This window comes from Pseudomonas sp. R4-84 (assembly GCF_054130985.1).
In genome coordinates, this window is the sequence record NZ_CP096390.1 from 2,954,540 (window position 1) to 2,977,459 (window position 22,920).

The window sequence follows — 22,920 nt, forward strand, 5'->3', positions numbered from 1 at the left end:
CTCGCCGGCCAAGTGTCTTTGGCGCACTGGGTCCGGGGCATCTTCACAGCTTGCCACTCCCGGGGGGTGGCGATTGCACATGGACGACTAAACGTGTTCTGAAAGCGACCAGGGGTGAAAAGTTGTCCTGCGTCCACAGGAGGTCAAATGCACAAATGATTGTAGGCGACGCACAGCGATCGGTGGCTATTGGCCGTTTTCCTGACTGTCAGCGACGGCCTGGGAAACCTGACGCGGGTGAACAGCCCTGACAGCGGCGCCACTCACTACCAGCACGATGCCGCAGGCAACGTGACGCAACAGGTGGACGCGCGTGGTGTGGTCACGACTTTTACCTACGATGCGCTCAATCGCCTGACCGCCCGCCGCTATTCGACGAACCCGGCATTGGACGTTCAGTTCCACTACGATTCGATTGCCGCCGGTAACAAAGGCATCGGCCGACTGACAGCCGTGGAGGATGTCAACGGGGTGCTGAATTACACCTACGACGCCCAAGGCAACGTTACAGCCCAGCGGCAAACAGCGCCTGCAAACACAGCCACTCAGCCAGAACAAATCGGCTATGGATACGATGTCGCCAATCGATTGAGCAGCATCGACTATCCGGCGGATTTTGGCATCGTCTACTCACGCAACACCGCAGGACAAATCAGCCAAGTGCAGATCCGGCGCGGCACAGGGCAGCCAACCGCATTTGCCAGTCACATCACGTATCAACCTTTCGGTCCGCTTAAAAACCTGACCTGGGCCAACGGGGCTACGCTTCAACGTACCTACGATCTGGACTACCGGCTGACCGCTCAAACCGTTGCCGGCCAGAGCAAGACCTATACTTACGACGGCCAGGGAAACATGACTCAATTGCAACGCGACTCAGTCGACAACCATGGCTACAGCTATGACTCACTGGATCGCCTGATAGGGGAATCTACTGCTTTCAACCGGATGACTTACGTTTATGATCCGGCGGGGAACCGCACCCGAAAAGAGCTCAGCACTTTGATTGACGGCGAGTTACGTATCACCGCTGGCACGTCTTATCGGTATGGGGCGAGCAACAATCGGTTGACGCAGGCAGGCACCCACTCGGTAGACTTCGACGCGGCAGGCAACCTGACCGCAGACCGCGCTAATCGTCAGTTTTCCTACGACGAGCAGAATCGCCTGAGCAAAGTGAAAATCAAGGGGGTTATCAAGGCTCGGTTCCGCTACAACGCTCTCGGCCAACGCAGCCAGAAAATCACCCCTCAAGGCACGACAACGTTCATCTACGGATTAAATGGCGAACTCCTTGGCGAGCATTTATTCGATAAGCATGGCAAGAAGCTGAAAAGTCAGTTTTATATCTGGCTCGAAGGGGTGCCCTTGGGCGGGATCAGTATGAGCTACGGCGCAACAGGCGCGCCAGCAAACAGCACCCCGTTCTACCTCCATAGCGATCACCTCAACACACCTCGAATCGCAACGAACGCAGCGCGGACCAAGGTATGGGAATGGGTTTCCGATGCATTTGGTACAAAGGAAGCCAGCGGACAACTGGAGATCAATCTGCGCTTTCCCGGTCAGTACTACGATGTCGAGACTGGACTCCACTATAACTATTTTCGTGATTACGACCCTAAAACTGGACGCTATGTGCAGAGTGATCCGATTGGGTTGGCGGGCGGACTGAACACCTACAGCTATGTAAATGGCAATCCGCTAAAACAGGTTGACCCATTAGGCTTGGAATCTATTTTTGAGTGGTCCACAAAAGCTGAAACCGAAGCGCAAAATAGTAAATTACCTGGCATGCACAATGGGCCTCAAGATGCGTATAGACATTGTGTTGCATCCTGCATGATCGCCTCATCGAACTGGGGAGAAACAGTAAGCCAGTTCGCAGGCTGGGCAAATGAAATATCCAATTTTGGACAAAATCCCAGCGAAAGAGCCATGGATGATTTTAACAACCAAGCAGGTATATGCGCAGCCAAGGGCAACAACCCCCCAGAAAACTGCCCCCAAAGCTGCATGACATTTCTTAACAATGGAATTTTAAGGACAGAGGCAAGCTCTGAAGGTGCATACTATTAACATCATTCTTAAAATATCGAAAAGAACAGCAGTATTGGTTGCTCTAGCGGTTGTATTTTTTGCTGCCTTTCAACTCAGATACAAAGAACCCGTAAACATTGAACTTGCTTGCGAGGGCACTCCACCTCTGCTAACAAACAACTTAAATAGCTGCAGCTTTGTTGATCAGACATTGAGTTTTCTTGAGGCGGAAGGCTACAAGCCAGTAATCCTAGAAAGCTCAGAAAAGAACAGCGGCCTTCTACGAAAAAAATTTTCTTTAAAAATACTTGAAGTATCCAACTATAAAATAGACAACGATACTGGATCCGCGCAATTCAGCTTTATAAATGGACGATTATTTGCCATTTCCTACTTCCCAAAAGCTTCAGATACGGTATTTGAAAGGTATCCAGCAAGTAAATCCGAGGCGCTGACTGTAAAACACCTGACCAACCACCAAGGGTTGAAATACATATCATGGTCAAACAATCACCTTGAAGCCTATATCACTTGGTGGATATCGAGATTCTCATAAGAACTAGTATATGAGTCACTAACGTTACGGCTTTCTCCAAGCCGTAACGTTTCTTTAGAGGTATTGGAGCGCCCGGTTTCAGTGCAACAACAGTTCTTATCAGCCCACAGATCTCCGCGAAAAAAGGACTCCCGTCTCGCCACAAAAGCAACACATCCTGACCAAAACACTCGCGCCGAAATGACCTATCGATCTACCTCGCTTGAGACGATGCATAGGTTCCGGCTGACTGGCGTAGCGTTTTACTCTCAGACGTTGCGCAATGCATTGGCAACCAGGGTAAAGGCAGGCGAAGGCTGCCGTCGGCTGGGATAGTACAGATAGTAGCCTGGAAATGGTGGGCACCAATCCTCCAGTACGCGCACCAGCCGGCCCGCCTCCAGGTGCGGTTCGAATTCCTCTTCGGGCAGGTACGCAATGCCCAGTCCGGCCAACGCGGCGTCAACGATGTGGGTCGAGGTATTGAAGATGAGCTGGCCGTCTACTCGGACGTTGACCTGCTTGCCGCGCCGCTCGAAATCCCAGACATAAAGCCCGCCAGAAGTCGGCATGCGCTGGTTGATACAGCGATGGCCGAGCAGGTCGCGGGGGCTCTTGGGAATGGCGCGGGTGTCGAAGTAACCAGGCGCAGCCACCGCAGCCATTCGCAATTCAGGACCTATCGGCACTGCCACCATGTCCTTGTCGATGGTGTCGCCCAAGCGTACCCCGGCATCGAAACGGTCCGCGACGATGTCACGGAAGCCGTAACTGACGTCAAATTCAACGTTGATGTCCGGATAGTCATGCAGCAACCCAGTCAGTTTCGGCAGCAAAGTGGTGCGCAAGACGTGGTCGCCGCAGGTGATGCGAACAATGCCTGCGGGCTTGTCGCGCATTTCCGTGAGCATAGCCAGCTCAGCTTCGATCTCATCGAAACGATTGCCGATGGCCTGCAGCAGGCGCTCCCCCGCAATGGTCGGCGACACGCTGCGGGTGGTGCGCGTGAGCAGGCGGATCTGCAGGCGTGCCTCCAGCCCACTGATCGCCTGGCTCAGCGCCGATTGGGTGACGCCCAATGCGCCGGCAGCCCGGGTGAAGCTGCCCTCCCTCGCCACGGTGACGAAAGACAACAGATCGTTGAGATTTCTTTTGACCATGGCGAAAGCACTTCAAGCAGTTTGATTAGCTTTGCTTATAGCCTTGTTAAGCATTCATTAGCTAGTCGCTTTACTGTGCGCAGGTCACCATGGCCCCTATGAAAAAGAACCCCTGCACAACGGCGATAAGGTCGGTCCGGCTTGTGTTGCTGCTGGTCATGCTCGTACTTGCGAATCACGCAACGCTCAACGGTGCTGCGTTGGCATCTTCCCTCACGGAGAAAACGGCAATGTGGATGACCGTGGGTGAACAGCGTTTCGCCATTACCGTGGCTGACAACGCCGCTGCCCAGAGATTTGTCGCGCTATCGCCACTGGCACTGGAGATGAGCGATCTCAATCGCAACGAGAAATACGCCACCCTCCCCCAAACGCTGCCCGCCACGGCGAGCAGGCCGGGAACCATCCGCAACGGCGACCTGATGCTGTACGGCAAGGACACCCTGGTCATGTTCTACAAGGATTTCGACTCGACCTACGCCTATACGCGCCTCGGTCACGTGAACGACACCTCGGGACTCGCTCAGGCATTGGGCCCAGGCACCGTGCGAGTGACGTTCTCCCACGATTGATAACCCGCATCGACAGGTCCACCCATGAAAAAGATCCTCGTCCTATTAACGCTTTTCGTCACGTCTCTTTCAGCGATAGGAGCCGATATGTCCAACGGCGCAGACAATTTCTACACCAGCGACGAAGTGACCGTGAAAAAGGTCAGCTTCAGGAACCAGTACCAGATGAAGGTGGCAGGCAACCTGTTCATCCCGAAAAAACTCAACGGCAAGACAAGCAATCCGGCAATTGTCGTGGGCCATCCAATGGGCGCGGTGAAGGAACAGAGCGCGAATCTATATGCCACGAAGATGGCGGAAAAAGGCTTCGTGACCCTCTCTCTCGACCTGTCGTTCTGGGGCGAAAGCGAGGGTCGGCCACGCAACGCGGTCTCGCCGGATATCTACGCCGAGGACTTCAGCGCGGCGGTGGACTATCTCAGTGCCCAACCTTTCGTCGACAAGGAACGGATTGGCGCCCTCGGTATCTGTGGCAGCGGCAGCTTCGTGATCAGTGCCGCCAAGATCGACCCGCGCATGAAGGCCATCGCCACCGTGAGCATGTATGACATGGGCGGCGTCAATCGCAACGGGTTGAAGCATTCCCAGACGCTCGATCAACGCCGAGCCATCATCGCTCAGGCAACGCAGCAGCGTAACGTCGAGTTCGCCGGCGGTGAAACGCTGTACACCAGCGGTACGGTGCACAAGCTGGATGAAAACACCCACCCTATCCAACGCGAATTCTTCGACTTCTACCGCACCCCACGCGGCGAGTTCACGCCATCCGGCTCGTCCAGGGACTTGACTACGCACCCCACGCTCACCAGCAACATCAAGTTCATGAACTTCTACCCGCTCAATGACATCGAGACCATTTCACCTCATCCGATGCTCTTCATTGCCGGCGCCGATGCCCACTCCAGGGAGTTCAGCGAAGAGGCCTATAAACTTGCCGGCCAGCCCAAGGAACTGGTGATCATCCCTGGGGCCGGGCATGTGGATCTTTATGATCGGGTCGATCTGATTCCGTTTGACAAGTTGATGAGTTTCTTTCAGAACAGCCTGAAGTGATATATCGGCAACCAGGTTCGAAAAACCCATGGACGAACGCCTAGCAATTATCAAGAAGCTGATCCGAGCCGTTGTGACCACGAGCCAATCTGATGAAATCACCTATCAATCAGAGTGGCTCGGCTACATGCCCTTCCCGGTCAATCACTGGGTTGAACATCAAGGCAAGACGTTCTCCGGCGACTTCCCGTTTGACTGGACGCTAGAGGACTTGGCCGGTCTTGAGCGCATAGGCTTCCTGGAAAAGCTGGAAGCCTATGAAAATCCGGAAGACCGATTCGATCGACATATCCGGTACCGCGTGCATATCGGACCCGCGTAACACGCGGTGATAATGGCGGGCGGGGTAATTTTTGCCGTCCGCGTTCGTAGTCCCCGCCTGTTCTTTTAGCAAAAGCGGCTAGGCGGGCTCGCGGCGTATAGTCGACTCTAGGCCCGACCCGTTTCCAAGAGCCCTGATCCGTGCCCGACTTGCCAAAGACCTCCACCTATAAAAGACGCTTCGACGCCGTCCTCGCCTACATCGACGCCAATCTCGAAGGTGATCTCTCGGTGAAAACGTTGAGTGATGTGGCGAACTTCTCGGTGTTTCACTTCCATCGACAATTCACGGCGTTCATGGGCGTGCCCGTTTCACGTTATGTGCAGCTGATGCGGCTACGACGCGCGGCACATCAATTGGTTGCCTTTGCTGGGTACTCGGTACTGGATGCCGCATTGGATGCGGGCTTTAAAAGCCCCGAGGCGTTCTGTCGAGCGTTTGGCCGAGCGTTCGGCATGGCGCCAAGCGCGTTCAGGAAGAAACCCAACTGGCAGGTCTGGAGTACGGTGTTTGCCATCCCCCATTTCTCACGGAGTATCTTTATGCAAGTTCGAATCATCGAGTTCCCTGAAGTCAGGATTGCGGCGCTTGAACATCGCGGCCCGGCCGGGCTCGTCAGCGAAAGCGTGGACCGGTTCATCGAATGGCGTATGCGTAGCGGGCAGTCGCCCGTGGCATCAAGCCGTACGTTTGGCATTCCCTACGGCAACCCCGACACCACACCGCCACACGACTTCCGCTTCGCGATCTGCGGCGAGATTGATGAGGAAGTGGCGCCGAACGCGTTCGGTGTTCAGCCGATGGTCATCCCCGGCGGTCGCTACGCAGTGGTCCGCCACGCCGGATCGCCTGATCATATCGGCGAAACGATCTATCCGATCTACCGTGAATGGCTACCCGCAAGCGGCGAGGAACTTCGTGACCAGCCGCTGTTTTTCCACTACCTGAGCGCCTATCCCGAGACACCACGAGATCAATGGCAAACCGATGTGTACGTTCCGCTGCGGTGAGGACAAGCACTACGCCCCATCAGGCCCTCGAGCGAATCCGCTCCACCAACCGCGCCTGCAACGCCTCAAGCTCCTGCGGATCGGCTTTCCCTTGCCCATGTACGCCAGGCGCCTGTCCTTCCCAGCGCGGAACGATGTGCACATGGATGTGAAAGACCGTCTGCCCCGCCGGCGCGCCGTTGAATTGGGCGATTTGCACGCCGTCGGGTTGCAACTCGTCGACGATGATGCGGGTCAGGCGTTGTACCGCTGCCATCATCTTGCCAAGGATTGCCGGGTCGACGTCGAGGATATTGCGCGCCTGGGCCCCCTTTGGAATGACTAGCACATGGCCCCGGGACTGGGGAAAGATGTCGAGGAAGGCCAGCACATCGTCATCTTCGTAGATCTTGTAGGCCGGTGCTTCGCCACGAAGGATCATCGCGAAAATGTTCTGGGAATCGTATTGGCCGTGCAGACTCATGGTTGCTCCTTGGGTTTCAGAGCCGCCGATATCGGCCCTGGCATGGCGTTGCGTTCTTGCAGGGTCAGCGCGATTTTTCGCTGCAACTCGTTTTCCGAAAACGGCTTGTGCAACACCGGGCACTGGGCAAACTCGGCGGGCAGGCCGCTGGCGCCGTATCCGGTGCTGAATAAAAAAGGAATTTTACGATCACGAAGGATTTCAGCCACCGGAAAAACCCGTTCTCCGGCCAGGTTGACGTCCAGGATCGCCAGATCGACCTCAACCGTCCCCGCCGCTTCCCGGGCCATGGCAAGCCGCGGGATGGAGGCCACCACCTCGCACCCCTGCTCTTCGAGCATTTCCTCGATCAGCATGGCGACTGTGCCTTCATCCTCGACGAGCAACACCTTGATCCCGGCAAATATCGTCATGCGTGGTGCTCGGGAACCATGAAGGAGAACCGGCAGAGCACGCCTTCAGGCGCGAAGGTCAGCACAAATATTCCACCCAGGTCGCGTTCGATGCAGCGCTTCATCAATCGCGAACCCAAACCCTCGCGTTCCGGTTGCGACACTGGCGGTCCGTCTTGCTCGCGCCAGTCCACGGTCAGCAACACGCCGTTTGATTGCGGCTGGACATTCCAGCTCACTGAAAGGCGGCCCGTCTCGACGGACATCGAACCGTATTTGAGGGCGTTGATCGCCAATTCGTTGAGCGTCATCGTGAGGCCGAGCGCGACCCGGGTATCGACGTCAATGGGATCACCCTCGATCGTGATACGGTCAGAATCAGTGCCGAAAATGGGCATGAGCACCTCCTGGGCCAGGGACCCCAGGGCCGTATGGCCCCAATGCCGCCTCGTCAGCAGGTCATGGGCGCGGGACAACGCGAGCAGCCGCGCTTCGAACCGGTTGTAACCGTCCTTGGCGCTTTCTGCGTTGCGTGCCGTCTGGGCCGCCAGGGATTGCACCGTGGCCAAGGTGTTCTTGACCCGATGGTTGAGCTCGTCGATCAGGGTTTTTTGCCGGTCTTCCGCTTGTTTTCGCTCGGAGATATCCACCAGCATGTTGATGGCGCCCACCAGGTTGCCCTCGGCATCGTGCAGCGGCGTAGGGTACGGGGCGAACGGCACCCGTGTGCCGTCGGGCCGCTCCGCGACGGCTTCGACCCCGCGTATCGGCCGGTTTTCCTTCAGCGCGACTGCCATCGGGCATTGGTCGTGGGGCAGGAAGGTCCCGTCGGTGGTGAACAATTTCCAGGTCACGCACCAAAGGTCGCCCAACTGTGGTGTTTGTCCCGACAACTCCACCGCTGCGCGGTTGAAAAAGGTGATACGGCCTTGAGCATCGGTGGTGTAGACAGCCGCCGGCAGGGCCTCGAGCAGGTTGCGCATATGCCGCTCGCTGTCGCGGATCTGATTTTCCATGCGACGCGCCAGCGTGACGTCCTGCAGTATCCGGACCCCATACCGAAACGCGCCATTGGCGTCGCGCACGGACGAGCTGTGGATGTCCAGGTAGACGGTCTCGCCATCGGGCTTGAAGGCGCGCTTGCGCAGCACGTAATTGTCCAGTTCACCCGCCACCTGGCGTGCATAGAGGGCTGCATCCTCGTCGGTACTGTCCCTATGCGTGTAGTCCAGGAATGTCATTTCCAATAGCTCTTCGCGCGTGCGGCCCAGCATGTTGCAGAGGGCGTCGTTGACGCGCAGCAGCCGGCCATCCGCGCCGGACTCGGCAATGCCGATCGTCGCCGCTTGGTAAGTCGCCAGGAGTCTGTCGTCGCTCTCCTGGCGCGCCGTCTCGGCCACGTGGACACTGGTCATATCCACCGTAAAGCACCGCGTATTGAACAGTTTTCCCTCTTCGAACCGGCCGTTGGACGTGATGGTGACATGCTTGATCGAGCCGTCCTTGGCCTTCAGGCGCGCCGGGTAATCCTGCAGGCATTGACCGCTGCCGAGCTTGTTCAGGATGTCGCTGATGACCGGCTCGTCGGCATGGAAATCGGTGATGCTACGGCCGATGTATTCCTCCGGCGAATAACCCAGCAAGGCCAGTTCGGCCTTGTTGGCGCGCAGGATGATGCCTTCACCACTGACGATGTGGAGGCCCACGGCGCTGTTCTCGAAGAAATCTTCAAGGTCCTCATTCTTGCGTCGCAACTCTTCGGCCAAGGCATGCTGCGCCGAAATGTCCTGGAAGCAGTTGATCGCCCCTTGGATGATGCCTTGGGAGTCTTTCAACGGCCTGATATTCACCAGGGCAATGAATCGCGATCCATCCGGACGCTCGATGAACACTTCCTGGTTGCGCGTTGCCTCACCCGTGACGAGGGCTGTGGCCATCGGGCAGTCTTCGAAGGCAAGCGGAGTGCCGTCGGGCAGGAACAAACGGTAGGAACCGCAGAAACGATCACCGCCCTCCCCCAGAATCGGCGTCCGCCCCCACATGGCGGCCGCCTCGCTGTTGTGCCGCACCAGCCAGCCGTTGTGATCGCACAGGTACACCGCGCCAGGAATCGCATCAAGTGCGCTGGCGCCCGTTGCCACAAGGCTTTCATACTCGCTCGGCGTGCGCGTCCCCGTGGGAAACGCTTCTATATTCGACATGGTTGATCCTCAATCCGCCTGGCTGAATGCCTGCTACACAACGACTCAGGCTTCAACCTGAGTCGTGATCCCGGCCCGGATAACTCCTTATAAATATGCCGGCGCGGATTTTTTCATGCAGCTGCAATAGATACTAGATGTTTATTCAGCCTACGAGTTCAGGAAAGTTCGCCATACCGGCGGGCGCGTCTTAAAACTTGAATAATGTGCGGGGGGTTTCCACCATGAGCGCGCGCAAGAGCGGCGCCGGGCATTGCAAAGCCCGCAACTGCCGAACCACGGTGTCGAAGCCCACGACGCCTTCATGTTGTGTATGTGGCCAATCGCTGCCCCACACCATCCGATGAGGGCCCAGGCTCTGCTCCAGCATCGCCAACGCGGAGCGGGCGAAGTCGAGATTTTCTCGATCCGTCCCCGCCAATCGGTAGATGCCCGAGACCTTCATCCAGACTTGCCCGCCGAGCCCCAACTCAAGCAGCTCGGCGAAACCCGGTTGGTCGAGGCCCAGACGGGCATCCGGACGACCGAAATGGTCGACCACCAGGCGGATGCCAAAAGGGATCAGTTGGCTGATCAACCCGGCCAGTTGGTCGACCGGCGCATGCAGTTCCACATGCCAGTCCAACTCGGCAAGATGCGCCAGGAAGCCTTTCCACCTTGTCTCGCAAAAATCAGGCACGGCCCTGCCCATCAGGTTCAAGCGAACGCCGACCACGCCCAGCCGTGCCATTTCATTCAGCACGGTCCGGCTGATCTCGGGTTCCACCACCACAACGCCGCGCAGTTGCCCCGGCGCCTGCCGGAGGGCGGCCAGCAGGTAACGGTTATCGGTGCCGAGAAAGCTCGGCTGGACCAATACCCCATGGCTCAGGCCGTGGGAACGCAGGTGATCCAGGTATTGCGCAAGCGTGGCGTCATAATCCGGTGTGTAGCGCCGCACCGCAGCCAGCTCCAGTTCACGGCTGAACACATGGGCATGGCTGTCGATGCCGGTGATCGGCGTAGTGCAGGTATCAACCATTGGTCTTCATCTTTCAAAAATAAGCAGTGATCAGGCCCGGGCGCTCTCGGTGCCAGGCGCTACGTCCGGCGCAGGCGGCGCCGTGGCCTCAAGGCTCCGGCCTCGGGTTTCCGGCAGGCAAAGCGCCGCAAGCACCGCTACGCCGTAGGCAATGCCGGCGTCGATGCCGATGGCCGACCCCAGGGACATGGAGTCGCTCATATGACCAACCAGGAACGGAAACAGCGCCGAGAGGACCCGGCCGAAGTTGTAGCAAAAGCCGACACCGGCGCCGCGCACATCCGCCGGGTACAACTCGTTGAAAAACGCCCCGAGACTGGCCGGAATGCCGGCCGCGAAAAAGCCGAGGGGGAAACCCAGGAACAACATCTGGGTATTGGTCAGCGGCAGGAACACGTAGCACTGCACCGTCACGACGCAGCACAGCGCAAACAGCAGGATGTTCTTGCGTCGGCCGATGCGATCGATCAGCAGCCCGCTGACCACACAGCCACACCAGAAGGCGAAGATGATCACCGCCAGGTAGCCGCCGGAGTTGAGCACCGACAGGTTGCGTTCGGTCTTGAGGAACGTGGGCAGCCACGTCATCACCGCGTGGTAACCGCCGTGTGCCCCCAACCCCAGCAAGCCACCGAACAATGTCACGCGAATCAACTCAGGGCGAAAGATACCGCCCAGGGACTTGAAAAAACTCTGGGGAATGGCCTGTTCCTTTTGCAGGCGCTGGAAGCTGTCCGGCTCCTCGACGTTGCGACGCACCCAGATGATCAGGAACGACGGCAGCAGGCCGACGATGAACATCAGCCGCCAGGCCATGTCCTGCGGCACCAGGGAATAGATCAGCGTAAAGACGCCCACCGCCAACCCCCAGCCCACCGCCCAGGCACTCTGCACCGTGCCCATGACCTTGCCGCGGTATTTCGGATTGATCGTCTCGGCCATCAGCACCGCGCCGGCGGCCCATTCGCCACCGATCCCGAAGCCTTGCAGGGCCTTGACGATCAACAATTGATGGAAGCCAGTGACGAACGCCGACAGGAAGGTGAAGAACGAAAACCACAGGATCATCCACTGCAGCGTGCGCACCCGCCCGTAGCGATCGGACAGCGTCCCGCCCACCCAGCCACCCAGGGCCGAGGTCACCAGCGTGACCCCGCTGATCAGCCCCGCATCGCCTTTGGACAAGGCGAACGCGGCGATCAGCGCCGGGATCGCCAGGCCGAACATCTGAACTTCCAGCGCGTCGAGGGACCATCCGCCGAAACAGGCCCAGAACGTCTTACGCTCCCGGGAGGTGATTTGCCGATACCAACTGAACATGATTTTTATCCTTGTAGGTGGAACGAAAGGCAGCCGAGCGCGAACCGTGCCGCTGCAAGGCCAGTCAGGAAAAACACAAACGGCAAGGGCAGCGGTATTTGCTGCCGGACGATCCGCTAACCCGGTGGGGTCAACGAATCTCTACGCTGTAGCGGAAATGCTCGGCATGCCCGCGCGAACGTCGCCACTCCAGCGGGTTGCCCGCGTAATCACGGGCCAGACGCTCGATTACCACCACCGGGCTGTTGACCGGCACTTGCAACAAGCGGGCATGCACGTCGTTGACTGACTCGGCGGTGAGGGTTTCCTGCGCATAAGCGACAACCTGCCCGCAGGTCTCTTCATAGATGGGATAAAGCAACGGGCCTTTGTGGTTCAGGTCGATTTCCAGCAACGGCTGGAATCGGCTGCGAGGCAGCCAGATCTCTTCGGCGAGCACGGGCTCGACGTCCAGCAGACGCACCCGCACGATACGAATCACCGCCGCCTCCACCGGCAGCCCCAACGCCTGGGCTACGGCTGACGGCGCCGCCACCGGCTCTACCGACAAGATGCGGCTCTCTGGAACCCGGCGCTCCCCGGACGCGGACTGAAAACGGAAGAAACGAAACAACGACGACTGGAACTGAGGGCGACGAATGAAGGTGCCTCGGCCCTGCTGACGCTCCAGGACGCCTTCGCTGACCAACGCATCGATCGCCTTGCGCACCGTCCCGGTGGACAGTTGGTATTCGGCTGAAAGCGCCGCCTCGGTGGGAATCGCCTCCCCCGGACGCCAGCGATTGTTGGCAATCTGCTCGGCCAATTGGTCGCGCAAACGTTGATAGAGCGGCAAGCGGGCATCGCTGGGGAGTGGGTTCATCAGACGTTATCTACCTTGTTATCTAGTCATCTATATGAATTTAGGCGGAAGTATTCGCGCCCACGAATCTGTTGTCAAGAACGCTCGATTACCGCACGTCCCCTCGGACGGTCAGTGACAACGGCTGCCACGCCACGGGACATTCCTCGTGAATGGCCGGCGCTCTCGTAGTAAAGTCTGCAACCGATATCAGAACCCATTTTGAAAGACGTGAAGCCACCCGAACTTCGTTCGAACCAAGCCTCGCATCACGTCATTCGCCAGCCGCAGCGGTCATCGCATGATTGAAATCACCGAAGTCTCCATCGCCCAACTCCGGGCTGCGCTCGAATCCGGCCAGACCACGGCGGTCGAACTGGTCCAGGCCTACCTTGCCCGAATCGACGCCTACGACGGCCCCGAAACGCCCACGGCCCTCAACGCCGTGGTGGTTCGCAACCCCGACGCGCTGCAAGAGGCGAAGGCGTCGGATACCCGTCGGGCCAAGGGCCAGACACTGGGCCCGCTCGACGGCATTCCTTACACGGCCAAGGACAGTTACCTGGTGAAGGGCCTGACCGCTGCCTCTGGCAGCCCGGCCTTCAAGGACCTGGTTGCCTATCGCGACGCCTTCACCGTCGAGCGGCTGCGCGCCGCCGGGGCCATTTGCCTGGGCAAGACCAACATGCCGCCGATGGCGAACGGCGGCATGCAACGCGGCGTGTATGGCCGCGCCGAAAGCCCGTACAACGGTGACTACCTCACCGCGCCCTTTGCCTCCGGCTCGTCCAACGGTGCGGGCACCGCCACCGCCGCCAGCTTTGCCGCCTTTGGCCTCGCCGAAGAAACCTGGTCCAGCGGACGCGGGCCCGCGTCCAACAACGGGCTGTGCGCCTACACGCCTTCGCGGGGAGTGATCTCGGTGCGCGGCAATTGGCCGTTGACGCCGACCATGGACGTTGTCGTGCCCTTCGCCAGGACCATGGCCGACCTGCTCGAAGTGCTTGACGTGGTGGTGGCCAATGACCCCGACACCCGCGGAGACCTGTGGCGCCTGCAACCTTGGGTGCCGATTCCCTCCGTCGATTCCGTTCGTCCCGCGTCCTACCAAAGCCTTGCCGCCAAACCGCAGGTGCTGGCCGGCGTGCGCTTTGGGGTCCCGCGCATGTACATCAACGCCGACCCCGAGGCGGGCACGGCCGAAAAGCCAGGGATCGGTGGCCCGACCGGCCAGCGCATCATCACGCGCCCGTCGGTGATCGCTCTTTGGGAAGAAGCGCGCAAGGCTCTGCAAGCCCAAGGCGCCGAGGTGATCGAGGTGGATTTCCCGTTGGTATCCAACTGCGAGGGTGATCGCCCTGGCGCGCCGACCGTGTTCACCCGCGGCCTGGTGTCCAAGGAGTTCCTGCACCACGAATTGTGGGATCTATCGGCCTGGGCATTCGATGATTTCCTGCGGGCCAACGGTGATCCGAAACTCAATCGCCTGGCCGACGTCGACGGACCGCTGATTTTCCCCCACGACCCTGGCACCCTGCCCAACCGCGAGGACGACCTTGCCGCCGGCATGGACGAGTACGTGAAGATGGCCCAGCGCGGAATCACGCCGTGGGACCAGATTCCTACCTTGCCTGATGGCTTGCGAGGTCTCGAAGAGACGCGCCGGATCGACCTGGAAGATTGGATGGCGCGCCTGGGCCTCGATGCGGTGATTTTCCCCACGGTGGCCGACGTCGGCCCAGCGGACGCGGACGTCAATCCAGCCTCGGCCGACATCGCCTGGAGCAATGGGGTCTGGGTCGCCAACGGCAACCTCGCCATCCGCCACCTGGGCGTGCCCACCGTCACCGTGCCGATGGGCGTCATGGCAGACATCGGCATGCCTGTCGGCCTGACGTTCGCCGGCCGAGCCTATGACGATTCGAAGCTGTTGCAGCTGGCTTCGGCGTTCGAGTCGCTGGGATCGAAACGGATGATCCCGCCGCGGACTCCGCCGTTGTAACCACAACAGCACCGCCCTGGTAAAAGCAGGCCCACCCCGGTGAGGCCTGCGTCACCATTGCTTCAAGCTATCGGTTAATCAAAGCTTCCGACCGCCAGCCGGCCGATTTCGGGCCGCGCATAAAGAAATCCTTGCATCAACTCGATGCCCATCGCCAGCAGCGTAGCGCTCTCTTCGCGCGTCTCGACGCCCTCGGCAATGATGGTAATCCCCAGCCGGTTGGCGACCAGGATGATCCCCTCGACGATGGCACGCTTGACCGGATCGTGATCGATGCCTCGGGTCAGCGCCATGTCGATTTTCAGCACCTGGGGTTGGAACAGCGCCAACAGGTTGAGCCCTGAGTAGCCAGACCCGAAATCATCGATGGCCGTGGTGAAACCCTGGCGCTCATATTCCATGAAAATCGATTTCAAGTGATCCGGGTCGTCGACACGCTCGCCTTCCGTCACTTCGAACATCAGCCTGTCTGGCGGAAAGCCGGTCTGACGCGCAGCCTCCAGGGTTGCGCGAATGCAGGTCTCGGCCCGGTAAACGGCGTTGGGCAGGAAGTTGATGCTGAGCAGGCAACCGGGAATCTCCAGGATACCCAGCCGAGCGGCTTCTTCGATGGCCTTCACGCGACAGGCCTGGTCGAATCGGTAGCGGTTGCTGTCGTTCACCAGCCCCAGAATATGGCCGGCCGACTCACCCTTCAGGCCTCGGACCAACGCCTCGTACGCAAATGCCTGGCGCGTGCGGACATTGAAGATGGGTTGGAACGCCATGGTGAATTCGAACCCCAGCGCCTCGTGGTCACGACACTCGGCGCAGCCAAGGGACTTGAAGTTGGGATGGGAAGAAGATTGGGTCATGATCTGTGTTCCGTCGCGTCAGCGGGCGTCCCTGTGAAGCAGAAACTATAGGCAATACCCTTGAGTCGGCACGGGCGCGGCTTTCTGGAGTGCTATCGGGTCCGTTATCGTATGACCGGTGGGTCAAATCAGGCGTTCATTCGATTGTCTGAACGTAATTAACAACGATTAACTCGCACCCGCGCGCGGCGTCACCAAAAATGGAGGCTCTCTGCAGACCTTCTAAAGCGGGACGCGCGCCCCAGAGCGCTGCACATCGACGTGCTTCCCGCTGGCACGGAATTCATGTCATGGCTCATCCATCGCTCACCGCCGTCAGGACGCCCCTTACGCCGTTGCAAAAATCCAACCACGGCGGCCTTTCGCCCTGGCGTGAAAGCCTGGTCAAGAAAATGATCTTCGACGGCCTCGGTGAAACATTGGCAATAGCCCGGCTGGCCGAGGCGTGCGCGCTTTCCCGTAGTCACTTTTCCCGAGCGTTCAAGGCCAGCACCGGTCAGTCCCCTCAAGCCTGGATCCGGGGCCAGCGCATCATGCGCGCCAAGCGCCTGATGCAGACCACCGACCTGACCCTCACGCAAATCAGTCAGGAATGCGGTTTTTGCGACCAGGCGCACTTCTGCCACATCTTCACCCATAGCGAAGGCATCAGCCCGTTCGCCTGGCGATCCCGCATGCTGCGCACGTTACTGCACGCGGGAGAGCCTGGGTGATCGCGCGAGCCTCTGTTATCTGGAAATCATCCATGTCGCCTGTCACGAAAAACCTGATCGCCCCCGGGCAAGCGACGTTTACGCTGAAGCCGCTCTGGTTCCTCGCCCTGCTGACAGCAAACGCCCCAGCACTGGCGGCGCCCGGCCTCTTGGAAGGGGCGTCGCTGGAGGTACTGAGCCGCAACTTTTACCTCAACAGTGACTACCGGTCCCCTACCCCGGCGGGCCAAAGCTACAAGAAGGAATGGGCGCAAGGATTCATCGCCACGTTCGAGTCTGGCTTCACCCCCGGCATCCTCGGCGTAGGCATCGACGCCCACGGGTTCCTGGGCTTGAAACTGGACGGCGGCAAGGGCCACGCCGGAACGGGATTGCTGCCGCTGGACAGCGACGGCCGTAGCGAGGATCAATATTCCAGCGCCGGCGGCGCGCTGAAATTCAACCTGTCGCGAACCACCCTGGCACTGGGCGAAATGACCGTGGCGACGCCGGTATTCGACACTGCGGACAAACGCCTGCAACCGGAATACGCCAGCGGCGCACTCCTCACCAGTCGGGAGATCGACGGGGTCGATCTCCAGGCCGGTCATTTCAGCGCGTTCAAGAATCAGGATGCGTCCACCGCCAAGGGAGATTTTTCCGGCTACGGGGCAACCACCCGACACGCCAGCATCGATTTCATCGGTGCCGATCTTTTCAGCGGCCAGCGAGTGGGCGGCGCGCTCTACGCCTCCGAACTGAGCGACACCTGGCGCCAGTACTACGGCAATCTGCACGCAACCGCTGGCGACCTGTTCCTGGACGGCAACCTGTATTACACCCGCGACCACGGCCAAGCCAGTGCCGGGGCCATCGACAACACGGCATTCAGCCTCGCGGGCAAATACCGACGCGAGGCCCAGGCATTCACCCTGGCCTATCAGAAAGTCCGCGGCGACACGCCTTTCGACTTCGTCGGCGGCGACTCCATCTACTTGGCCAATTCGATCAAATATGCCGACTTCAATGGCCCGGGCGAACGCTCCTGGCAGGCACGCTACGACCTTGACCTGGGCGCCATGGGCGTTCCCGGCCTTAGCTTCATGGCCCGCTACGTGACAGGGCGCGGGATAGATGGCAGCCATGCTCCCCGGGGCGGCGCCTACAACCCGTACGACGGCAACATCGGCAACTACGTCCCGCAGCAGGGAGACGGCGGCCGACATTGGGAACGCGACATCGACCTGCGCTATCTCGTGCCGTCAGGCCCGGCCAAGAACTTGTCGTTGCAGCTGTCCCACGTCACCCATCGCGCCAACAGCGCCCAGGCCGGCGATGACATCGACAGGCTGTACATCGTCATCCAGTACCCACTTAAACTGGGCCCGTTCTGAAGGCGCAAAAAACCGGTCGAACAGTGTTTCCGCTTAGTCAGTCATGGAGATTGCCCGGGACGACGATCCGCCCCGGGCTTGGGGATCATGGCTTGCGGGTTACACGCCAGACCGTGTTCGCGAGGTCGTCGGCGATGATCAAGGCACCCCGAGGATCGACCGTCACACCCACTGGCCGCCCTCGGGTCTTGCCATCGGACCCGCGAAAGCCAGTCGCGAAATCCACCGGCTCACCGGCGGGCCGCCCGTTGCTGAACGGCACGAAGATCACCTTGTAGCCCACAGGCTGGTCACGGTTCCAACTGCCGTGCTCACCCACGAACGCCCCTTCGGCGAACTGTTCGCCCATGGCCGGAATCGAAAAATCGACACCCAGGGCGGCGACGTGGGACCCCAGGCTGTAGTCGGGCTTGACCGCAGCGGCGACTTTTTGCGGATCCTGCGGCTGCGCCCGTGGATCGACGTTCTGCCCCCAATAACTATAGGGCCACCCGTAGAACGCGCCTTCGCGCACGGAAGTCAGGTAATCCGGCACCAGGTCGGGCCCTAACTCGTCCCGCTCGTTGACCACCGCCCACAACTGCCCGGAACCAGGTTCGACCTTCAACGCCGTCGGGTTGCGCAGGCCGGTCGCATAAGGCTTGTGGGCGCCCGTCTCGGCGTCGATCTGCCAGACCATCGCTCGGTCGATCTCGACTTCCATGCCACGCTCGGTGACGTTGCTGTTGGAACCGATACCGACATACAGCGAGCGCCCGTCGGGGCTGATGGCCAACGCCTTGGTCCAGTGATGGTTGATCGCCGACGGTAGATCAGTGACCTTGACGGGCGCCCCGCTGGCCTTGGTCTGGCCCTCCTGGTAGTCGAAGCGGACCAGCGCATCCTGGTTCGCCACGTACAGCTTGCCGTCGGCAAACGCCAGCCCATAGGGCGCGTTGAGGTTTTCGGCGAAGACAGTCTTGAGCTCGTAAGTGCCATCGCCATCGGCGTCGCGCAACAGGGTCAGGCGGTTACCGCCCTTGACCTGCGTGTTGCCCTTCGCCTTGATGACGCTGGCGATCACATCCTTGGGCTTCAACTTCGGTGCATTTCCGCCTCTGCCTTCGGCCACCAGGATATCGCCGTTGGGCAAGACGAGGGTCTGGCGCGGTATTTTCAGGTCGGTGGCGATGGCGGTGATGTCGTAGCCTTGCGGCACCGTAGGCTTCTGGTCACCCCAAGCCACCGGCTCGGCGATTTTCATGCTGGGCAGGAGGCTACGCTGGGGCTCCGGCAACTTCGGGTCCGGACCGCGCGCTTGCGTGGCGTCCCCTTCGCCTCCGCAACCGCTCAACAGCAGGGCCATGCTCAAGGCCGTCAATGGGATGCGAGAGTTCATTGCTCACCTCCCGAACGCAGGTTGGTCAGCCCGACCCATGCCGCCACGCAGGCCAGCAAGGTCACGACGACGGACAATGCCAGGCCCTGGGGCATCGCGGCCCAGGCGTCCTTGGCGTGCTCGAAGGCGTTGATCAGCCCCAGCACCCAGGTGACGAGCAACAACAGGAAATAGCCTACCGGACGACCGGCCTTGTGGTCCGCGCGAATCAGATTGACCAGCGCGAACACCAACGCCAGCCCACAAAACAGCAGCCCACCGGCAATCAACCAGGAGGCGAAATTGCTCCATTGGATCTGGTAGGTCTTGTAGTAAGCGATGTCGCTGAGCAGGCCCCCGAGAAACAGTGGAACCGTGCCGGCAAGCAGGACCGCATGGAGCGGTCCCGGCGTGCTTCGGTAGATAGGATGGGCGGTAACGGTCATGACAACTCCTTTTCGGTCGCGGTGATACGCCTTGGAAAAGGATCGTGTCGGGAGCGCGTTAGTTCCGACATTTTTACTCGCAGGCAGACCGTCTACCCGAACTGTTCCGGGGCCGCGACGCCCAAGAGTTGCAGTTGCGCAAAGGGCTCGTCACCTGAAGCGAAGATAAAGTTCTTGTCGCTCAGTTGCGCTGCCACATTCCCCTCCAGGGTGACCTCGAATCGGCGCCCCTCGTCATCGGCCTCATAGCTTTTCAGGTAGGTCCGCTGGCCGTCTTCACTGACGACCGCTTGCAGCGTTTTGTTATAGCCGCTCCAGAACTCGGTGAAGCCCAACGCCGACACGTCGATCTTGTCCGTGAGCGGATCGAAGTCGATGATCCGATCCTGGAAATTGCCTTCGGCCGTGCGAAAGCTGTCATCGAGAGCATCGAAGCGGAAAACATCCCAACCCTCGCCGCCGCTGAGCACGTCGCGTCCCAGCCCGCCGTCGATGACATCGTGCCCATTGCCGCCCGAAACGACATCGTTACCGGCGCCGGCGACAATCTGGTCACCGACCACCGAACCCATCAGTCGGTCGGCTGACTCGGTCCCCTGGATCAGGTGCGGCGCGAATACCACGTTGGTTTCATCGAGGGCCTGAGCCACGTCGCCATCCAGGACCAATTCGAAACGATGCCCCCGCCCGTCCGCGTCGAAGCTTTTCAGATAGGTTCGCGTTCCGGCCTCGTTGACGTGCACCGCCAGGGTTCCATCCAACCCGTTGCCGAACCCGCTGAACCCCAGCGACGTCAAATCGATCCGATCCAGATCGGCGTCGAAGTCGACGATTCGATCGCTGACGGCCTGGTTGTCGGTGCGATAACTGTCGCCGATCGTACTGACCCGAAAGACATCGGCACCGGCTCCGCCCTCCAGCACATCCCGTTGCCCAGCGCCATCAAGCAAGTCGGCACCGTCATGGCCGCTGAGTCGTTCCGGGACATAGGTGCCTGACAGGACGTCATCGCCCCGCCCTCCGTCGATGCCCGGCAACACACCGTCAAGTGCGCCGAAGGTGGTATCGAGCGTGCCATCGGGGTTGAGCCGGATAAGGCTGAAATCAGCGTTGCCGAAATAGGTGCTCTGCCCCGCCACCAGGATTTTCCCGTCCGCCAGAACGGTAATGTCCCTAGCCATGTCCCGATCACCGGTCAGGTCGATCACCGCGACGCCAGCGTTGCCGAAACTTGTGTCCAGAGTGCCGTCCTGGTTCAGCCTGATGATCTTGAAATCAAAACCGCTGCCATTTTGTTCGCCGCCACCGGCCAACAGGATCTTGCCATCGGCCTGGACGGTGACCGAGGCCGCCAGGCCCGCCACCTGCGTATCGACCAGGCCGTCCGTGCCGAAACTGCTGTCCAGGCTGCCGTCTGCATTCAAGCGCGCGACCACCATCTCGCCGTTGTAACCCGGCACCAGCAATTTGCCATCCGCTTGCAGGGTGAATCCGTACCCTTCCAGCGCGCCCATGTTCGGGATATTGAATTGGATGGCGTTGCCGCCATTGAAGGTCGAGTCAAGCGTTCCGTCGGCATTGAGGCGACTGACCGAAAACAGACTCTCGTAGCTGTCCTGATTCGACACCAGGATCTTGCCGTCAGGCTGTACCGTGGCACTGGCATAATCGCCCCAGGACCCCGGCACGATGGCCTTACCGTTGACACCAAACCCCTGGTCCACCGTGCCGTCGGTATTGAGCCGGATCATGGCGATGCCGGATGTGAATTGTGGGTAGACGAGCAGATACTTCCCGTCTGGCTGCACGGCCGCACTGTAGCCTTCCCCTGGGAAAATATCGTGAGGGAGCTGCGTCTTGCCGTCGTCGCTGAAGGTCGTATCGAGGGTGCCGTCGGCATTGAAGCGCATCAGGGAGGTCCGGTAGCCTTCGTACTCCCAATCCTTTTCTACCTTTGTCATGCCCGCCAGCCATATCGTGCCGTCCGGGGCCACCGCGATTTTCTTGGTGTCGTTGTAGCCGTCAAGGTCGACGAAGGTCTTCCCGGTGCCTGCTCGTGGGGCCAATCCTGCATTGCTGTGTGCGTTGTCCATGCTGAACCTCATGTGTCGATGAGACACTCCAGAAAATTTTCGCACCTTACAAAATAGCCATTCATGGCGGCTTCGCCAGTCTTGGATCCCATCAGCGCAACGCAGCGCCGTGCTTTTCCAAGCCTTACACCTTCATCATCAACTCGCCTTGGGCATCCGCTTCGCCATGGAGCAACTCGATCACCCAGTCGATAAACACCCGCACCCGGGGCGACAGTTGCCGATGGGGCGGATAGACCACCGAAATCGGCCATGACGGCACTGGATGTTCCGTCAACACTTGCACCAAGCGCCCTTCGGCCAACTGCCGCTGCACGTGATAACGCGGCGCCTGAATCAAGCCGAGTCCCGCTTCGCAGGCCGTCACGTAGGCGTCGGCATTGTTGACGGTCAGTTCCGAAGGCATGTTCAGCTCTCGCACCTGCCCCGCTGCCTCGAACTCGAACGGAAAAAAACGTCCATTGCCGGACGCGAAGCCAACGGCGCGGTGCCCGGACAATTCTTCAGGCCGCCGTGGTGTGCCCTCGCGAGCCAGGTACTGCGGGCTGGCGCAGGTCACTTGATGCAGCCGCACGATCGGCCGCGCCACCAGCGCCTGGTCGACGATATTGCCGGCCCGGATGGCGCAATCGACCCCCTCGCGTTGCAGATGTACTTGCCGATCATGGAAACCAAGGTCCAGTTGCAACTGCGGATAGCGTCGATAGAAGTCCGCCAGGTTCGGCACGATCCAGGTGCAACCGAAGGCGATCGGCATGTCCACGCGCAAGGTGCCCCGGGGTTGGCTCCGTTGCGTGGAGAGCGAGTTTTCCAGGTCGTCCAGTTCTTCCAACAAGTGGCCGCAGCGCTGGTAATAAGCTTCGCCGTCGAGGGTGGCACGCACTTGCCGGGTGGTGCGCTGCAACAACTGCACGCCCAAGTGGCTTTCCAATTGCTGGATCAACAAGCTGACGGTGGCCCTGGGCAGCCCCAGGTCATCGGCCGCCCTGCCAAAACCGCCCAGCTCGACGATGCGTCGGAACACTTGCATTGCCTGTAATCGGTCCATTATTCGGCTCACTGTTTAGAAATCACGAATAGTTAAACCAAAATCACCAGCTTTATCCATAAAACCAATTTAAGGAGACTGATCTCGTCATCTCAACCCAAAGG

21 protein-coding genes are annotated in these 22,920 nt (G+C 59.8%); 9 read left to right on the forward strand and 12 right to left on the reverse strand.

What is annotated here, in order from left to right; genetic code table 11:
* Positions 1 to 189 precede the first annotated feature (189 nt).
* Together M1D68_RS13395 and M1D68_RS13400 are read left to right on the forward strand one after the other, a co-directional pair.
* Complete coding sequence (locus M1D68_RS13395) at positions 190 to 2,079, forward strand: RHS repeat domain-containing protein (protein ID WP_457967043.1); 1,890 nt, start codon at positions 190 to 192, stop codon at positions 2,077 to 2,079.
* The gene (locus M1D68_RS13400) at positions 2,066 to 2,596 is read left to right on the forward strand and encodes a hypothetical protein (RefSeq protein ID WP_434647600.1); all 531 of its coding nucleotides are present in this window, start codon (positions 2,066 to 2,068) and stop codon (positions 2,594 to 2,596) included. Before M1D68_RS13395 ends, M1D68_RS13400 begins: the two co-directional genes overlap by 14 nt.
* 248 nt (positions 2,597 to 2,844) lie before the next feature.
* Here the strand turns inward: M1D68_RS13400 and M1D68_RS13405 are convergent, their stop codons facing one another.
* Entirely contained in the window at positions 2,845 to 3,735 is an 891-nt protein-coding gene (locus M1D68_RS13405; RefSeq protein WP_420763801.1) for a LysR family transcriptional regulator, read from the reverse strand.
* Between the two features lie 230 nt (positions 3,736 to 3,965).
* On the opposite strand from M1D68_RS13405, the gene M1D68_RS13410 reads away from it, so the two are divergent.
* The 4 genes from M1D68_RS13410 to M1D68_RS13425 all read left to right on the forward strand — a co-directional run bounded on the left by M1D68_RS13410 (position 3,966) and on the right by M1D68_RS13425 (position 6,692).
* On the forward strand, positions 3,966 to 4,307 hold the full coding sequence (locus M1D68_RS13410; protein ID WP_434647604.1) for a cyclophilin-like fold protein: 342 nt from the start codon (positions 3,966 to 3,968) through the stop codon (positions 4,305 to 4,307).
* 24 nt (positions 4,308 to 4,331) lie between these two features.
* On the forward strand, positions 4,332 to 5,360 hold the full coding sequence (locus M1D68_RS13415; RefSeq protein ID WP_457967046.1) for an alpha/beta hydrolase: 1,029 nt from the start codon (positions 4,332 to 4,334) through the stop codon (positions 5,358 to 5,360).
* A 28-nt stretch (positions 5,361 to 5,388) separates the two neighbouring features.
* The gene (locus M1D68_RS13420; RefSeq protein WP_434647610.1) at positions 5,389 to 5,682 is read left to right on the forward strand and encodes a hypothetical protein; all 294 of its coding nucleotides are present in this window, start codon (positions 5,389 to 5,391) and stop codon (positions 5,680 to 5,682) included.
* A gap of 140 nt (positions 5,683 to 5,822) precedes the next feature.
* Complete coding sequence (locus tag M1D68_RS13425; protein WP_434627415.1) at positions 5,823 to 6,692, forward strand: AraC family transcriptional regulator; 870 nt, start codon at positions 5,823 to 5,825, stop codon at positions 6,690 to 6,692.
* Between the two features lie 19 nt (positions 6,693 to 6,711).
* On the opposite strand, the gene M1D68_RS13430 is transcribed toward M1D68_RS13425, so the two are convergent.
* The 6 genes from M1D68_RS13430 to M1D68_RS13455 all read right to left on the reverse strand — a co-directional run bounded on the left by M1D68_RS13430 (position 6,712) and on the right by M1D68_RS13455 (position 12,951).
* A complete protein-coding gene (locus tag M1D68_RS13430; protein WP_434559050.1) occupies positions 6,712 to 7,155 on the reverse strand; it encodes an HIT family protein in 444 nt (147 codons plus the stop codon).
* Positions 7,152 to 7,511, reverse strand: coding sequence for a response regulator (locus M1D68_RS13435; RefSeq protein WP_457967050.1), 360 nt, complete (start codon positions 7,509 to 7,511; stop codon positions 7,152 to 7,154). The genes M1D68_RS13430 and M1D68_RS13435 overlap by 4 nt, the downstream gene beginning before the upstream one ends.
* Positions 7,512 to 7,564: 53 nt before the next feature.
* Entirely contained in the window at positions 7,565 to 9,748 is a 2,184-nt protein-coding gene (locus tag M1D68_RS13440; protein WP_434605932.1) for a PAS domain-containing sensor histidine kinase, read from the reverse strand.
* Positions 9,749 to 9,938: 190 nt separating this feature from the next.
* Positions 9,939 to 10,769, reverse strand: coding sequence for an amidohydrolase family protein (locus M1D68_RS13445; protein ID WP_457967052.1), 831 nt, complete (start codon positions 10,767 to 10,769; stop codon positions 9,939 to 9,941).
* 30 nt (positions 10,770 to 10,799) lie between these two features.
* Complete coding sequence (locus M1D68_RS13450) at positions 10,800 to 12,089, reverse strand: MFS transporter (RefSeq protein ID WP_457967054.1); 1,290 nt, start codon at positions 12,087 to 12,089, stop codon at positions 10,800 to 10,802.
* 130 nt (positions 12,090 to 12,219) lie between these two features.
* The gene (locus M1D68_RS13455; protein ID WP_420763790.1) at positions 12,220 to 12,951 is read right to left on the reverse strand and encodes a GntR family transcriptional regulator; all 732 of its coding nucleotides are present in this window, start codon (positions 12,949 to 12,951) and stop codon (positions 12,220 to 12,222) included.
* A gap of 280 nt (positions 12,952 to 13,231) precedes the next feature.
* Here M1D68_RS13455 and M1D68_RS13460 point away from each other — a divergent pair, with 280 nt between their 5' ends.
* On the forward strand, positions 13,232 to 14,932 hold the full coding sequence (locus tag M1D68_RS13460; protein WP_434605938.1) for an amidase: 1,701 nt from the start codon (positions 13,232 to 13,234) through the stop codon (positions 14,930 to 14,932).
* 74 nt (positions 14,933 to 15,006) lie between these two features.
* On the opposite strand, the gene M1D68_RS13465 is transcribed toward M1D68_RS13460, so the two are convergent.
* Complete coding sequence (locus M1D68_RS13465) at positions 15,007 to 15,786, reverse strand: EAL domain-containing protein (protein ID WP_434605940.1); 780 nt, start codon at positions 15,784 to 15,786, stop codon at positions 15,007 to 15,009.
* A 290-nt stretch (positions 15,787 to 16,076) separates the two neighbouring features.
* Between M1D68_RS13465 and M1D68_RS13470 the strand changes: the two genes are divergently transcribed.
* Together M1D68_RS13470 and M1D68_RS13475 are read left to right on the forward strand one after the other, a co-directional pair.
* The gene (locus tag M1D68_RS13470; RefSeq protein WP_457967057.1) at positions 16,077 to 16,499 is read left to right on the forward strand and encodes an AraC family transcriptional regulator; all 423 of its coding nucleotides are present in this window, start codon (positions 16,077 to 16,079) and stop codon (positions 16,497 to 16,499) included.
* A gap of 32 nt (positions 16,500 to 16,531) precedes the next feature.
* Positions 16,532 to 17,872 (forward strand): OprD family porin, encoded by a 1,341-nt coding sequence (locus M1D68_RS13475; protein WP_457967059.1) that lies wholly within the window; start codon positions 16,532 to 16,534, stop codon positions 17,870 to 17,872.
* 85 nt (positions 17,873 to 17,957) lie between these two features.
* Here the strand turns inward: M1D68_RS13475 and M1D68_RS13480 are convergent, their stop codons facing one another.
* From M1D68_RS13480 to M1D68_RS13495, 4 genes are all read right to left on the reverse strand, one after another.
* The gene (locus M1D68_RS13480) at positions 17,958 to 19,250 is read right to left on the reverse strand and encodes a PQQ-dependent sugar dehydrogenase (protein WP_434605946.1); all 1,293 of its coding nucleotides are present in this window, start codon (positions 19,248 to 19,250) and stop codon (positions 17,958 to 17,960) included.
* On the reverse strand, positions 19,247 to 19,675 hold the full coding sequence (locus M1D68_RS13485) for a DUF2231 domain-containing protein (protein ID WP_420763786.1): 429 nt from the start codon (positions 19,673 to 19,675) through the stop codon (positions 19,247 to 19,249). The genes M1D68_RS13480 and M1D68_RS13485 overlap by 4 nt, the downstream gene beginning before the upstream one ends.
* A 92-nt stretch (positions 19,676 to 19,767) precedes the next feature.
* Positions 19,768 to 21,768: a M10 family metallopeptidase C-terminal domain-containing protein gene (locus M1D68_RS13490; RefSeq protein WP_457967062.1), complete on the reverse strand. Its 2,001-nt coding sequence runs from the start codon at positions 21,766 to 21,768 to the stop codon at positions 19,768 to 19,770.
* 124 nt (positions 21,769 to 21,892) lie between these two features.
* Positions 21,893 to 22,816, reverse strand: a complete 924-nt coding sequence (locus M1D68_RS13495; RefSeq protein WP_434605948.1) for a LysR family transcriptional regulator — start codon at positions 22,814 to 22,816, stop codon at positions 21,893 to 21,895.
* Between the last annotated feature and the right edge of the window lie 104 nt (positions 22,817 to 22,920).

Coding starts and splice junctions, on each gene's coding strand:
- M1D68_RS13435 (WP_457967050.1), bottom strand. CDS start 7,511: ATGCTGATCGAGGAAATGCTCGAAGAGCAGGGGTGCGAGGTGGTGGCC.
- M1D68_RS13445 (WP_457967052.1), bottom strand. CDS start 10,769: ATGGTTGATACCTGCACTACGCCGATCACCGGCATCGACAGCCATGCC.
- M1D68_RS13415 (WP_457967046.1), top strand. CDS start 4,332: ATGAAAAAGATCCTCGTCCTATTAACGCTTTTCGTCACGTCTCTTTCA.
- M1D68_RS13455 (WP_420763790.1), bottom strand. CDS start 12,951: ATGAACCCACTCCCCAGCGATGCCCGCTTGCCGCTCTATCAACGTTTG.
- M1D68_RS13490 (WP_457967062.1), bottom strand. CDS start 21,768: ATGGACAACGCACACAGCAATGCAGGATTGGCCCCACGAGCAGGCACC.
- M1D68_RS13470 (WP_457967057.1), top strand. CDS start 16,077: ATGGCTCATCCATCGCTCACCGCCGTCAGGACGCCCCTTACGCCGTTG.
- M1D68_RS13480 (WP_434605946.1), bottom strand. CDS start 19,250: ATGAACTCTCGCATCCCATTGACGGCCTTGAGCATGGCCCTGCTGTTG.
- M1D68_RS13420 (WP_434647610.1), top strand. CDS start 5,389: ATGGACGAACGCCTAGCAATTATCAAGAAGCTGATCCGAGCCGTTGTG.
- M1D68_RS13410 (WP_434647604.1), top strand. CDS start 3,966: ATGTGGATGACCGTGGGTGAACAGCGTTTCGCCATTACCGTGGCTGAC.
- M1D68_RS13405 (WP_420763801.1), bottom strand. CDS start 3,735: ATGGTCAAAAGAAATCTCAACGATCTGTTGTCTTTCGTCACCGTGGCG.
- M1D68_RS13495 (WP_434605948.1), bottom strand. CDS start 22,816: ATGGACCGATTACAGGCAATGCAAGTGTTCCGACGCATCGTCGAGCTG.
- M1D68_RS13430 (WP_434559050.1), bottom strand. CDS start 7,155: ATGAGTCTGCACGGCCAATACGATTCCCAGAACATTTTCGCGATGATC.
- M1D68_RS13440 (WP_434605932.1), bottom strand. CDS start 9,748: ATGTCGAATATAGAAGCGTTTCCCACGGGGACGCGCACGCCGAGCGAG.
- M1D68_RS13475 (WP_457967059.1), top strand. CDS start 16,532: ATGTCGCCTGTCACGAAAAACCTGATCGCCCCCGGGCAAGCGACGTTT.
- M1D68_RS13485 (WP_420763786.1), bottom strand. CDS start 19,675: ATGACCGTTACCGCCCATCCTATCTACCGAAGCACGCCGGGACCGCTC.
- M1D68_RS13465 (WP_434605940.1), bottom strand. CDS start 15,786: ATGACCCAATCTTCTTCCCATCCCAACTTCAAGTCCCTTGGCTGCGCC.
- M1D68_RS13450 (WP_457967054.1), bottom strand. CDS start 12,089: ATGTTCAGTTGGTATCGGCAAATCACCTCCCGGGAGCGTAAGACGTTC.
- M1D68_RS13460 (WP_434605938.1), top strand. CDS start 13,232: ATGATTGAAATCACCGAAGTCTCCATCGCCCAACTCCGGGCTGCGCTC.